The organism is Mesorhizobium sp. WSM1293, assembly GCF_000513875.1.
GTDB lineage: Bacteria > Pseudomonadota > Alphaproteobacteria > Rhizobiales > Rhizobiaceae > Mesorhizobium > Mesorhizobium ciceri.
On the sequence record NZ_AZUV01000016.1, the window covers coordinates 103,641 to 116,547 of the forward strand.

Annotated in this window: 11 protein-coding genes; 4 read left to right on the plus strand and 7 right to left on the minus strand. The window is 59.5% G+C overall.

Annotated elements, in window-relative coordinates; all coding sequences use genetic code 11:
• Positions 1-28: 28 nt before the first annotated feature.
• Both M729_RS0120810 and M729_RS0120815 read right to left on the minus strand, forming a co-directional pair.
• Positions 29-514: a DUF995 domain-containing protein gene (locus M729_RS0120810; RefSeq protein ID WP_013532503.1), complete on the minus strand. Its 486-nt coding sequence runs from the start codon at positions 512-514 to the stop codon at positions 29-31.
• A 133-nt stretch (positions 515-647) separates the two neighbouring features.
• Positions 648-1,571, minus strand: coding sequence for a glycoside hydrolase family 26 protein (locus M729_RS0120815; protein WP_013532502.1), 924 nt, complete (start codon positions 1,569-1,571; stop codon positions 648-650).
• Between the two features lie 598 nt (positions 1,572-2,169).
• On the opposite strand from M729_RS0120815, the gene M729_RS0120820 reads away from it, so the two are divergent.
• Both M729_RS0120820 and M729_RS0120825 read left to right on the plus strand, forming a co-directional pair.
• Positions 2,170-4,050, plus strand: coding sequence for a cellulose synthase catalytic subunit (locus M729_RS0120820; protein ID WP_027162711.1), 1,881 nt, complete (start codon positions 2,170-2,172; stop codon positions 4,048-4,050).
• Between the two features lie 292 nt (positions 4,051-4,342).
• The gene (locus M729_RS0120825) at positions 4,343-4,750 is read left to right on the plus strand and encodes a hypothetical protein (RefSeq protein ID WP_013532500.1); all 408 of its coding nucleotides are present in this window, start codon (positions 4,343-4,345) and stop codon (positions 4,748-4,750) included.
• Between the two features lie 160 nt (positions 4,751-4,910).
• On the opposite strand, the gene M729_RS0120830 is transcribed toward M729_RS0120825, so the two are convergent.
• The 3 genes from M729_RS0120830 to M729_RS0120840 all read right to left on the minus strand — a co-directional run bounded on the left by M729_RS0120830 (position 4,911) and on the right by M729_RS0120840 (position 8,696).
• Positions 4,911-5,912: a glycosyltransferase family 2 protein gene (locus M729_RS0120830; RefSeq protein WP_198032118.1), complete on the minus strand. Its 1,002-nt coding sequence runs from the start codon at positions 5,910-5,912 to the stop codon at positions 4,911-4,913.
• Between the two features lie 44 nt (positions 5,913-5,956).
• Positions 5,957-6,883, minus strand: a complete 927-nt coding sequence (locus tag M729_RS0120835; protein ID WP_027162713.1) for a lysylphosphatidylglycerol synthase transmembrane domain-containing protein — start codon at positions 6,881-6,883, stop codon at positions 5,957-5,959.
• A gap of 184 nt (positions 6,884-7,067) precedes the next feature.
• Complete coding sequence (locus tag M729_RS0120840; protein ID WP_027162714.1) at positions 7,068-8,696, minus strand: glycosyltransferase family 39 protein; 1,629 nt, start codon at positions 8,694-8,696, stop codon at positions 7,068-7,070.
• Between the two features lie 212 nt (positions 8,697-8,908).
• On the opposite strand from M729_RS0120840, the gene M729_RS01000000135480 reads away from it, so the two are divergent.
• Complete coding sequence (locus M729_RS01000000135480) at positions 8,909-9,526, plus strand: DUF995 domain-containing protein (RefSeq protein WP_245267603.1); 618 nt, start codon at positions 8,909-8,911, stop codon at positions 9,524-9,526.
• 678 nt (positions 9,527-10,204) lie between these two features.
• Here M729_RS01000000135480 and galE read toward each other — a convergent pair.
• Together galE and M729_RS01000000135485 are read right to left on the minus strand one after the other, a co-directional pair.
• Positions 10,205-11,284 carry a UDP-glucose 4-epimerase GalE gene (gene galE, locus M729_RS0120855; RefSeq protein WP_027162716.1) on the minus strand — a complete coding sequence of 360 codons (1,080 nt, stop codon included), beginning with the start codon at positions 11,282-11,284 and terminating at the stop codon, positions 10,205-10,207.
• Positions 11,281-12,318 carry a UDP-glucuronic acid decarboxylase family protein gene (locus M729_RS01000000135485; RefSeq protein WP_032808992.1) on the minus strand — a complete coding sequence of 346 codons (1,038 nt, stop codon included), beginning with the start codon at positions 12,316-12,318 and terminating at the stop codon, positions 11,281-11,283. The genes galE and M729_RS01000000135485 overlap by 4 nt, the downstream gene beginning before the upstream one ends.
• 366 nt (positions 12,319-12,684) lie before the next feature.
• Between M729_RS01000000135485 and M729_RS1000000139715 the strand changes: the two genes are divergently transcribed.
• Positions 12,685-12,813, plus strand: coding sequence for a hypothetical protein (locus M729_RS1000000139715; RefSeq protein ID WP_255337192.1), 129 nt, complete (start codon positions 12,685-12,687; stop codon positions 12,811-12,813).
• Positions 12,814-12,907: the final 94 nt, after the last annotated feature.

Sequence of the window (12,907 nt, forward strand, 5' to 3'; positions counted from 1 at the left end):
CCAGCCGCTTGTGGCGGATGACACGATCCTACAGTCTTGCCTTGATCCGGTTCTGTTTCCGGGTGACGTAGTCGCCGTGTTTCAATCTCTTGAAAACATACCAGTCGCCATCCGGAGCCTTGCGCTGGTAGATTACTTTGCCAGCCTGGCGGTGCTCGAAGCAGGTCATCGAGCCCTTCACGCCCCAGGAACCGTGCCATTGCGCACGCCAGCACAGCTTGCCGCCGCCGGGAATGAACCACATGCCGTCGCCATAGCCCGACTTGCCTTTGTCGTGGGTCCAGGACTCGAACTGTCTCTGCTTGACGGCAAAGAAGCCGGCGCCCTTCTTGCCCCACAGCCACGAATGGTTCTGATAGATCTGGTAGACGCCTTCGTCAGGAACCGCTGTGGCCTCTTGAGCCTGCTCGGCGATTTTCATCGCCGTCTTGGCTGTCGCAGGAGCCTGGAAGGCAAGAACAAGAACGGAGCAGGCGAATGCCGCTCCAAGATAATTTCCCACTACCCGCTTCACGAAACTTCTCCACAGACTGATTTACGCCACGCCTCAATCCTCATCCCGAACCGCTGGTTCGGGATGGATCACGATCAAACAAGGAGATTGGAAGTCGATCCCGATCGCGTCGGGGTCGATCAGCACGATGCGTCTACGGCAGGACGTGCTGGGTCACCCTCCAGTCGGGCAGACCATAGCCACCCAGCCACGGCCACACTTCCTTCTGGTTGAAGTAGACAACCGAAGTCAGCGCCGGGAACTCCGCGTAGGATTTGCGGGAATCTTCCTGCCATTTCGAGACATAGTCCTGCTTCCCGACATAGCCGAGTTCCGCAACGATGATCGGCTTGTTGAACACTGCAACGCGGTCATAGCCGGGCTTCAGCAGCTCAGCGAAGGTGCGGTCGCGGCCGGTCTCGTCATCATCTTTTTTCTGCAGACCGAACACCGACAGGCCGATGACGTCGACATAGTCGTCGCCGGGGTAGTATTTTTCCAAACCCTCTTCGCCTTTGGGCGACCACATGTACTTGGCTGCGGGGGCAGCTTTGCGGCAGATGTCGACTTCGCGCTTGTAAGCGGAGATCCAGTCCTTGGGAGCCCAGTTGGCCCAGGTGAAGCGGCCGTTCTTGTCTTCCATTTCCTGCGCCCAGCGAATGGTCACCGGGCTCTTCATCTGTCCCACCAGGTCGCAGATCGCCTGCATGTTGGCGTCATATTTGCCGCTCAAAATGCCGTCGCGCAATTCGGGCGGGGTGATGCGCCAGTCCTTGGACCAGGTCCACGGCTCAACCGTGATCAGCAGCGAACGGCCGCGCTGCAGCGCATAGGCGTCGGCGAGTGGCAGCGTCGACAGATCGACGTCTTCCCAGGGCAGGAACAGCTCTTCGATGCTGGCGCTCTTGTCGGCGCTGAAGTCGCCGTAGGGATCGTAGGATCCGAACGCCGAGGCGGCGCTGCTCGTCTGGACGGGGTCCGTCGCGGCTACTGAGCCAGCGCCTCCTGCCGTGGGGAACGCGGCGCTTCCGCCCAATGCCAGCGCGATTGCAAGTGCTTTTACTGTGGAGTGTTTCATGTCGATCTCCCATGGCCCCAACCTCTTGCGGAAGTTAAGGCTTCGCCCGTGCGCATCGATGCTTGATCGACACGATTACCCAAAACCGATCGGCTCTATTTGCAGAATCTGCGGGATTTCGGAGCGACCCGTTGGCGGATGTGCGAAACCTGACACAGAGCCACCCAAAAAATTATCTCTCAAGGCCCTATACAGGGGGCGCTCGAGAGAAAGTTCGCCGCGATACTCACAAATTCGCGTCAATATCCCGATATATCATCCCTGGCTAATTTAAGAGCCGGTCGCGACCAAGAGTCAAGTGCAATTAACGGTTGCTTAACCATATGCGCGCGACATGGTTAACGCTGCTCTCAAAGTTCGATCCTTGCCGGACAGCTTTGGCCCGGCGAATTCTCCAGCGCTGAAAAATTTGCGGCTCATCGTTCACGTGCTGGTCGGTGGAAACTGTTCCACCGGACTATCCTTAACCAGTTCTGAAGAACCATAATTAAGGAATAACTAATTTAGTTGACTCTAAGGATGCCTGAGCGGATTCTGCTGCTGGGTTAGGCTCATCGGCCGTCGTTTGGCTGATGCTCGGGTGGCGGCAGTAAAGTGTATGAGTGTTTCCGCGGACGTGGGGATCATCGGCAGTAAGACCATGCCGAAACGGGGGCGTGGGGCAGCTCCGGGGAAGGCGGCGGAGAAGCCTCCTTTTCTGGTGCCCGTGCTGTCGGCCGCCCAGAAGCGGATCTGGAAGCTAGGACTTGCCTGCTGGTCGGTAACGTTCGGATTTTTCTGGTTCTGGTGGCTGCAGCCCGGGCACATCGAACACGTTATCCCATACATGCTGGCGACATTGACGCTCGTATGGCTGACATTCATGCCGATGTATTTTCTCTTGAACGTGCATGCGATGAAAAAGCCGTCCAGGCTTCACACGATCCCGAAGCATTCGCGTGTCGCGATGGTGGTGACCAAGGCTCCGTCAGAGCCGTTTTCCGTGGTTGCGCGAACCCTCGAGGCAATGCTGGCGCAGGACTGCCCGCATGATACCTGGCTGGCCGACGAGGACCCGTCCGAGGAAACGATTGCCTGGTGCGATGCCCATAACGTCATGATTTCGACGCGGCGCGGGCGGGAAGATTATCACCGCAAGGTGTGGCCCCGCCGGACGCGCTGCAAAGAGGGAAACCTGGCCTTCTTCTACGACCACTATGGTTATGAACGCTATCACTTCGTCGCTCAGATGGACGCGGACCACGTCCCGACACCAACCTATCTCAGGGAAATCCTGGTCGCCTTTGCCGACCCGGCGGTTGGCTATGTATCGGCGCCGAGCATATGCGACAACAATGCCGCTGAAAGCTGGTCGGCACGCGGCCGGCTGTTCCCGGAAGGGATGTTCCACGGACCTTTGCAGTCCGGCCACACGGGCGACGGAACGCCGCTCTGCATCGGCTCGCACTATGCCGTGAGAACCGCAGCGCTCAAGCAGGTCGGCGGCCTTGGCCCGGAACTGGCCGAAGATCACTCGACGTCCATGCTGTTCATTGCGGCTGGTTGGCGCGGTGTGCATGCCATAGACGCCATTGCCCATGGCGACGGCCCGCAAACCTTTGGCGATCTTGTCACGCAAGAGTTCCAGTGGTCGCGGAGCCTGATGACGATCATGCTCGAATACTCGCCCATATACCTTTCCAAGGTATCGCCACGGCTGAAATTCCAGTTCCTGTTCCGCCAGCTCTGGTATCCGCTTTTCGCCGTATTTTCGCTTCTCATGTACATCATGCCGATATACGCGCTTCTTACGGGTCAGAATTTCGCCAATGTGACGTATATTGACTTCCTTCTATACTATGCGCCGAACTCGATTTCGCTGATTGTGCTGGTGATGCTGTTGAAGTCCTTCGGGCTGTCGCGCCCACTGACCGCCAAGACGATCAGTTGGGAGGGAATGTTGTTCTCATTTTTCGCTCGTTGGCCGTGGGTGCTGGCGGGCACGCTGTCGTCGATCCGCGATTATCTGACCAAGTCGTTCGTCGATTTTCGCGTTACCCCCAAGGGCAGTGGCCCGAAAAACCTGCTGCCTGCCCGCGTTATTGTTCCCTATGTGGTGCTTGCAATGGGAGCTTCGCTGCCGGTCCTTCTTGTAGACCGCGCCTCGGACGCCGCCGGCTTCTACTGGTTCGCTGCCTTCAATGCGTTCGTCTACGGATTGCTTGTGGTCGTGATCATCACCAGGCACCTCGTGGAGAACAAAATTTCGTTGCGTTGCAATGCCACGAAACTCGCCTTGCAGACCTCGCTCGCTGGCGTTGCGCTCTTCGTCCCGGGCGCCGCGTTCTGTGACCGCGGCCTGGAAGGCATATATGGGCTCCAGCAGGGGGCAGGCGGTATGCGCATCGTCAGCGTGGCCTACCCGGTTTCCGGAGCCGGGCGCGGCGGGAGCGGAACCCGCACATTCCATCTTGACCCCGCCTGGAATCCGCCACGCTGACGCCGACAGGCGTCCGTGCGCAAACAACTCCCCTGAACCGCATTTGCCTTGATAGCCGGCCGGCAAGCTGTAGCAGGGCCAGACACGGGCCCAAAAGGTCAAATTTTAATAATATCCGGTCGAGTGCCGAAAGACCGCGCTCATCATATCGTTTGCATGATATTTAATAAGTCTCCCCTAATATACAGCTCATGATGTGAGTGGCGATGGGTCACTCGCGTGGTGCGGAAAGCAAATAAGAGCAATATATCTCCGCGCTCCAGCGACTTGTATTTCATGGCAGGGGATAGCGATGAACAAAATAATGGAAAGAGGGGCAAGGCTCGGCAAGAAACATGCCTGTGCATTTGCCGCGGTTGCATTGATCTCGATGATGTCCGGTTGCCAAAGCATGGATGCCACCAAGACGAGCTCGATCGGCACCAAGCCCGTGGTTCATTCGCTTGGCCAGAGGGTGCACTACGCCAAGGACAAGCGGCTGCATCTGATCAACCGCAAACCGCTCACCAAGATGACCAACGTGACGCGTACGAGGGAGGAGGCCTATGCGGCCTTCGTGCGGCCGCAGCGGGTCGGCAGGCCGGCGACGGTGAAGGTCTCCTACAGTCTGGGCAATGGCGGCCCGCTCCTGGGTCATTCGCCCTGGATATGTGGTCCGAGCGGTTTCGGCCAGCGCGCCAGCTGCCGTTCGCGTTACTAAGCCATCAGACCTGAAGCGCGGCCGATTTGACTGCTGCCGGGTCTTTGCCGGGGGGGCGCGAGTGGAGGGCGGGAGGTTTGCGCAGACGTTGCGCTTTGCCTCTTGCCCTCCAACCGCCATGCGTTCGTTAGGCGCGGACCTCCGTGGCATTCCGATCAGGTCACGATGGTCGGCCCGGGGCGTGCCAGCCGTCATTGTCGCCGGCCGGCGGCCGTAGCCGCGCGACATAGGCCGATGCTCCGTTCGCCTCGTGATAGACGCGTGCCAGCATTTCCGCCAGCACGCCCGACGTCACCATCTGCACCCCGGCGATGAGCAGGAAGAAGCCGGTGAACAGCATCGGGCGCGTTCCGATGTCTTCGGCGAAAAACAGCTTCAGGCAAAGCAGGTAGGCAAGGATCAGCGAACCCAGCGCGCCAAGCACGATGCCGATGCCGCCGAAGAAATGTCCCGGCCGTGTGCGATAGCGCATGAAGAAGTACATGAACACCAGATCGAGCACGACCCTGAAGGTGCGCGAAATGCCGTATTTGGACTGGCCGTGGATGCGGGCATGGTGCGTCACCACCTCCTGCGCGATGCGTCTCGGGGTCGTCACCGTGGCCAGCCATGCCGGGATGAAGCGGTGCATCTCGCCGTAGAGCTTGACGCTGCGGATGACGTTGCCGCGATAGACCTTAAGGCTGCAGCCATAGTCCTTGAGGCGCACGCCGGTGACGCGCGCGATCAGCGCGTTGGCGATGCGCGAGGGCAGCCTGCGCATGAAAAACCCTTCCTGGCGGTCCTTGCGCCAGCCGACCACCAGGTCGAGATCCTCGCTCAGCAGGCGATAGACCATGCGCGGAATGTCGTAGGGATCATTTTGCAGGTCGCCGTCGATCGTGGCGATGACGTCGCCGCGCGCCGCGTCGATGCCGGCCTGCATCGCGGCGGTCTGCTTGTAGTTGCGCACCAGCTCGACCGCATGCACATGCGAGCCGTAATGCACTGCAAGGCGCCTGATCTCGCTCACCGTCGCGTCGGTGCTGCCGTCATCGACCAGCACGACCTCCCAGGGCTGGTCGTAGCCTTCCATCGCCTGGTGGATCCGTGCCAGCAGCGGCTCGACATTTTCGGCCTCGTTGTACATGGGGACGACGATGGACAGCGTATGGTTCGGCATTACCGCGCCGTCAGGCAGTCCCGAAGCAGGGATGGGCAATACGTTCATTGGGATGGCTTCCTTGCAGGTCCGACAGCCGGATTTCCCGGCAGCGTCGATTTCGAGGGAAACAGCCAGGCGATCGCACCCGTGGCGATTGCCGAGCAGAAGATGAACAGGTGCAGCGCCAGCGCCGCCTGCAAGCCATTCTTCATCGTGATTCCGGAGGTGAGCAGCGCCGCCGCTGCTCCCGCTTCATAGGTGCCGAAGCCGGCGACGCCTTGCACCGGCAGTATGGCGGCTCCTTCGGCCCCAACGACGCCTGGAAAGGCGGTCGAAAAGGATGTCCCCAGCAGCATTGCCAACAACCATCCCTGCACAGTGAGCTTCAGCGACCAGTTCGCGATCGTCCACCACCAGCCATAGCGCGAGCGTCCGGTTGCTTCGGTGAACACATCTCGGAGCTTGCCGAGCTTCGCCACGATCTTGCCGCGGCCGGCCCAGTCATGCGGCGCACGCGCCCAGCGCGGCAGGTACCAGGCGGCGGTGATCAAGACGGCCCCGCCCGCAATCCTAATCGCCGGATGCAGGCCCGGCCATACAGCCAGGGCCAGCACGCCGACGACGAAGGCGTCCTGCAGCCTGAACCACAGCAGTGAGGCGCTGGCGCGCATGATCGGTATGCCGAAGACCTGGCGCAGGAGCAGGGGAAAGGCCGTCTCGCCGCCGCGAAAGGGCACGACGTTGATCATCGCATTGTGGATCAGAATGACGCGCAGGCAGGCGCCGAAGCGGCCATGCACCTCGTCGCGGAACTCGTCGCAGACGCGCAGCGCACGCAAGACATAGGTGGCGAAGAACGCGATCGTCGCCACGGCGAAGGTGCCGGGCGTGATGCGGGCAAAGGCGTCGCCGACCATGCGCCAGCGCGAGTCGCTGGCGAGCCAGGCCAGCAGGGCCAGCGTCACAATGATCGAAATCGCTCGTTTCAACAATTCCTCCGGTCGCAACCGTCGAATTCCGCCAGCCGTAGAGATATTTGACCTTGCTGGCCGGCTTGTCTCGCTTAGCTTGCTGCGTTGGGCAGGCGAGGGCGGGTCGGCAAGGTCGCTGACCGTCGCCGGATTTCCAACGTTTGCCTGATCCCCAGCCCATAAGCCCAACGGCCTGACCAGATCAAGGCCGGCTGATTTCATAAATCAGGAGGTTGTCCGAATCCAGCCGCTTGGTCCCGATCTTGTTGAGATAGTCGATCACCCCGTCATGATGCTCGATGAACGGCCGTTTCTGACTGTCTTCGGCATCCTTTGCCACGCCGAACCAATCCGCGCCTTGCGTGCGAAGTTCCTCAAGCTGTGCTATCGCGATGGCATCGTCCTCGACGAACCTGGACCACTCCACGTCGCCGCCACCAGGCGGAAACACCCACCCGCGCGCCCTGCTGTAATAGACTGCGACGGGATCTCCCACCTCCGGAGCGATGGCCACGACAAGATCGCCAGGTTGGGCCCTGCGCGCCAACTCGTCGCCAAGCAACTTTCCATTCATGGCGAAGGGCGCCTTCATCGTCCGGACGAGAGGAAAAGTCGACCAGACAAGCATAGCGGCCACGATGCAAATCGACCGCAGAATTACCCCAGGAGACGGAACGGTTTTGGCTCCAAGCGTCGCCAGGACGACCGCGCCACGGCCGCAAAACATCGCAAATGGCACATGGAATATATGATAGTTCCATGGATTGGTCGTGATCTCACGTGCCGCAGCGAAATAAACAACAGAGGCCGCTGCAAGCCATATGAAAGGTATGGCCGAAAGAGCGCGTTCTTTCGATTCCGCGACTGGCTGGGGCGGCATCCAGAATCCGACCGCTATCAAAATCATGAACGGATAGCCGTAAAACCACCAGACCGACGTGTTCCAAACAGATTTGAAATAGAAATCGTTGTTGGAAAATGCCCAGAATCCAGAATCCCAGATGTATCCGCTGCCCGCGACATGAAACGGCGGATAGGTTCGCCCGAGATAAATGGCCCAGCTGTAGTAAGCGCCGATGACGAACAGGCTGACCAGTCCGCTTATGAATACTTTGGCCGCATGCTTTCGCCGATTTTGCAAAAGCCAGCAAACCATCAGATAGAATATGACGCCTCCAGCAGCCAAACCCGGTGGTTTTGCAAGCACACCGAGGGAAAAGCTGGCTGTGGCGAAGGGGAGCAGCCACGCGCTGCCTCCCGTCCAGTATTTCGTGAAAAGCCAGACGCCCAAGGTTACCAGAGCCAGCATCGAGGGGTCGGGAAGAAACGAGCTGTCGATCATGATCGCCGCCGGCATCAGCGCATAGGCAAGTGCCGCGGCGTGGGCGTGCGTCTCGCCCCAGCATAACGCCGTTAGTCTGTGCAGTGAAAGCACCGTCACCAAGCCGAAAAGGGCCGCAATCATGCGGCCGAACCAGTCGTGCCAGCCAAAGAGTTGGTAGAGTATGGCGGTCAGATAGCTGACGATCTGGAACTCGCGGCCCTGATAGCTTGGCCCGGGCCCGGTCCAGCTGACCTCGGGGAAGAAGATGTTCCAGCTGCGCTGCTGGAAATTGTCGGCCATCATCGCGGTACTTGTTTCGCGCCAGCTGAAGGCATCGACCAGCGGCAAGGTTATGTTGTGGAACCTGAACAGGATCGCAATGAACAGTATCCCCAGCAAGATCGCCATGTTGAGGCTCACGGTATTGCGAGCAGTCGTTTCCCGGACGGTCGACTGCTGCCGGTATTGCTGACCTTCGGCCTGGTTCAATTCCGGGTCGCCCGCCATTTGAAACCGCGTCCTCCCTGACGTCTGCGGATGTTGCTTTTGAGTGCGATTGCCAGAGTTGGGCAGAGCATATGACACATTTCTTAATTTTGACGACAGCGGGATGCGCACATCTGGAACGGTTGTTGTCCGTCCGCTCGCAAAGGTTGACATCACCGTTCTCGCGACTGTTAAATAGTTCATACGGCTGTCAGAGCGATGATAGTGCTATCTTGGGCAAAACGGGCATGCGAACGCCAATTGTACTGACAGCTCTGACCGGATTGCCACCGCATGGTGTCGACCGTCGACGCAAACATTGTCGGTTCGCAACTTGTATGCAACTCATGTTTCTCCTGGCCCTCTGCGGCCAGACGGCGCTTTCGGGAACGGCGCATGCGGCTGCCGCCAAAGACGGCAGACCAGCGGGAACGGTCATCGCACCGGCTCCAACTGCCTACGAGCTGCAGCTTCTTTATGCCGACCGCACATGGATATGGAAAAACGGCGCGGCCTTTTTCGCGCAGGGCAATCGACGTCTCCAGGCCTGGACGTCCGGGCAGGACACCGCGTCTGTCGCGGAGGGCAGATGGCTGGTGACCAAGGACGGCAAGATGTGCATGGAGCTCGCCTGGCGATCGAAGGGCTACACCGGCGAGCAGCACCGCACCTGCTACAGCCACCGCATTCAGGGCCGGAATATCGAGCAACGCAAGGATCCGGACGGGGAATGGTACGGTTTCAAGCGATCTCCCGAGGATCCTTCCGACGAATACAAGAAATTCGAAGCAGGCGACACCAAGGGCGCGCAGTTCGAAGTGACCCGCAAGCTGGTCGATGCCAAAAAGTAGGCCGCTTCCGGCCGCGCTGAGATGGCCTGGCTGTTCTCCCCGTGCGCCTGTTGTGGAACCCGCGAATCGCTTATGGTTGAGTGGCTCGGCAGGCGCGATCGGCGCGCCGATCGCATTTAATCGCATTCAATTGCATCACCCGGACGACAAGACGATGGCCTGCCATACGGTTTTGATGAAATTTAATAATTAGTGATATCTAATATAACGTGTGATGTGCGAGTGGTCACTCATGCGGCGTGGAAGCGGCCCAAGTATAGTATGTCGCAATGCGCCCCTGGCTTATACTTGATAGCAAGGGACAGAGGATGAGAAATTCCGCGAGCGTATTTCGCTCAAGCAAGAATGTCGTATCTATTGCCGCGGCTGTGGCGCTGAGCTCTATGGTTGCAGGTTGTCAAGGTATGGACGCGACTGAAACCGGTTCGGTCCTTATCAGGCCCATCGTCCACCCGGTCCGCAGTCAGCCCGCGGTCCAGCCCGTGCAGGCCAGATTTCTCGTGCGCTCGCTCCGGGCCGACCTCCCGATCCAGATGACAAGCACAATAGGGACCGAAAGTGCCTACGCCTTTGCACCGCCGCAACGGATCAAAGCCAGCACGCCGGCGCCGGTGAACATCTCGTTCAATCCGGGCGATGGCAGCACGTTCTCGGGCGGCTCGCCTTATATCTGCAGCCCTAGCGGATTTGGCCAGCGCGCGAGCTGTCACCCCCGCTATCTCTGACCCGTCGGGCGACGACCGGCGCTGCCGCCCTCACTGGCGGCAGTTTCATGGGCCTGGTCTTCAGTCCGAAAAAGGGAGCGGCCGTCCTGACAATCGTATCGATGTCTGAAAGCTCCGGCACAAAGCCAAGATGTTCGCGTGCGCTTCCCGGGTCGGCGTAGAGCTCCGCCGGATCTCCGGGGCGTCGGCTCCTGAACACTGCCGGAACCGGCCTCGACGTCATTCGGCCGACCGCCTTGACAATCTCCTTGATGGAGACGCCCCGCCCTGTGCCGAGATTGACCGCAAGGCTTCGCCCGCCACCCTCGAGATGCATGAGCGCTTTCAGGTGGGCGCGGGCCAGATCGGTGACGTGGATATAATCCCTTACGCAAGTGCCGTCCGACGTGTCGTAGTCGGTGCCGAAAACCTCGATCGCGTCGATGATGCCCGATGCGGCCATGAGCACTCTGGGAACCAGATGGGTTTCCGGCGAATGCCACTCACCGAGCTCGCCATCGGGATCGGCGCCACAAGCGTTGAAATAGCGCAGGATCGCAAATTTCATTCCGTACGCGGACGCATAGTCGCCGATGATCTGTTCGCCCATCAGCTTGGAGCGCCCATAGGGGCTGATCGGATTTTGCGAGGAGGTCTCGCGGACCGGCAACGCCTCCGGCACGCCGTAGGTCGCACAGCTGCTGGAGAAGATGATGTTTTCAATCGAACTCGCGCGTGCGGCATCGAGCACCGCGATGGTGCCGGTCACATTGGTCGAATAATATTCGGCCGGCTCGCGAACGGACTCTCCGACATAGGCCAGCGCCGCAAAATGGATCACGGCCGTCGGCCGGTGCGTTTCCATCGCCCGCCGCAGTGCATCCCGATCCCGGATATCGCCGACGACAAGCGGCCCCCAGGCGACGGATCTCTCATTGCCGCGGCTCAGATTGTCGAAAACCACCGGCATGTAGCCGGCGGCGGCCAACTGCTTGCAGGTGTGGCTGCCGATGAAGCCGGCTCCACCCGTCACCAGGACCGCCGGCCGGCTCATGAAGCAGCAGCTCCTCTGGCGGTGTGACTTCCGTAGAGCAGGGTATCAAAATACTCGACGGTACGCGCGAGCCCCTGGCTCAAGCTGATTTTCGGCTCCCAGCCGAGATTGGCCCTGGCAAAGGAGATGTCCGGCTTGCGTTGCCTGGGATCGTCGACGGGCAGCGGCCGATGCACGATCTTCGATCGGGCGTTGGTGTAATCGACGACCAGCGTCGCCAGTTCCATGATGGTGAATTCGGCAGGGTTGCCGAGATTGACCGGGTGGGCGGGCGCGCTCGGCGCATTCATCAGCCGGATAAAGCCCTCGATCAGGTCGTCGGCATAGCAGAAGGAGCGCGTCTGCTGGCCGCTGCCATAGACGGTCAGGTCCTCGCCGCGCAGCGCCTGGACGATGAAGTTCGAAACCACACGTCCATCGTCGGGCTGCATGCGGCGACCGTAGGTGTTGAAAATGCGGGCGACACGAATATCGAGACCATAGGTTCTCGAATAATCGAAGAACAGGGTTTCGGCCGAGCGCTTGCCTTCGTCGTAGCAGGAGCGCGGCCCGTGCGTGTTGACGTTGCCGAAGTAGCTCTCGGGCTGTGGATGCACGAAGGGATCGCCATAGACTTCGGACGTCGAGGCCTGGAATATCTTGGCCTTGTTCTGTCGCGCGAGTTCCAGAAGGTTCAGCGAGCCAAGCACGCTTGTCTTGAAGGTGTGGATCGGATCTGCCTGGTAGTGCGGCGGAGAGGCTGGGCAGGCGAGATTGTAGATCTCGTCGCACTGAAGGTCCGAAGGCAGTGCATCGACGATGTCGTGCTCGATGCAGCTGAAGCTCGGATTGCGCTGAAGGGCATTGAGATTGTATCTTTTGCCGGTGTGGAAATTGTCCAGCGCGACAACGTCGTATCCGTCCCGCAAAAGACGTTCGCACAGATGCGAACCTAAAAATCCCGCTCCTCCGGCGACAAGGGCGCGTCGTCGGCTTTGGCTGGCGTCCTTTTGGCTGCCGGATTCCAGTTTCAGAACCTTGACAAGCTTAGTCATGCTTTCCTCATACGCACCGAACACGCTACCGCCGGGCCGGGACAAAGCATCGCCCGGCCACGTTCCTGAGAACGTGGCAAACCTCCGCATCTGCGGAACCGCCATCACTGATGTGCGTCAATTGTTCTTGGCTTTCGCGAAGCTGGTGCGACTACACAACCTCCGTGCTGCCGCTCAGCATTCTCCGCGCCCCGAAATCGCGATCACACGCCCGGTGTCACCATCGATTGCTCGCCCAAATTGCACATCCCAACGCATCGAAAATATACCTGTGGAAATTATAGTCAACTAAATTAGCAATTCCTTAACCAAATGCGCTCGCGAATGGTTAATCATGAAAGCGGCTACGGCCTCTCGGACCGAAGCATGGCGCACAAGGCAAATCCTGTTTATGAATCAGCATATTGGCTCGATCGACGTCAATATGTTGCCGGACGCGGCAAGCTGTCCCTTGAGGTAGAATCAAAACCTGACAGCAAGAACGGCCAAGAATGAGCCGACAGCAATATTCAGCGCGGCGCGCGAAATACACGGCTTAATTTTTGAGCGCATAGGTAGAACGTTATCGGCATTGTTGCGCAGCCACGCC

Coding starts and splice junctions, on each gene's coding strand:
- M729_RS0120830 (WP_198032118.1), bottom strand. CDS start 5,912: ATGCCGAACCATACGCTGTCCATCGTCGTCCCCATGTACAACGAGGCC.
- M729_RS01000000135485 (WP_032808992.1), bottom strand. CDS start 12,318: ATGACTAAGCTTGTCAAGGTTCTGAAACTGGAATCCGGCAGCCAAAAG.
- M729_RS0120825 (WP_013532500.1), top strand. CDS start 4,343: ATGAACAAAATAATGGAAAGAGGGGCAAGGCTCGGCAAGAAACATGCC.
- galE (WP_027162716.1), bottom strand. CDS start 11,284: ATGAGCCGGCCGGCGGTCCTGGTGACGGGTGGAGCCGGCTTCATCGGC.
- M729_RS0120820 (WP_027162711.1), top strand. CDS start 2,170: ATGAGTGTTTCCGCGGACGTGGGGATCATCGGCAGTAAGACCATGCCG.
- M729_RS0120840 (WP_027162714.1), bottom strand. CDS start 8,696: ATGGCGGGCGACCCGGAATTGAACCAGGCCGAAGGTCAGCAATACCGG.
- M729_RS1000000139715 (WP_255337192.1), top strand. CDS start 12,685: ATGGCGCACAAGGCAAATCCTGTTTATGAATCAGCATATTGGCTCGAT.
- M729_RS0120815 (WP_013532502.1), bottom strand. CDS start 1,571: ATGAAACACTCCACAGTAAAAGCACTTGCAATCGCGCTGGCATTGGGC.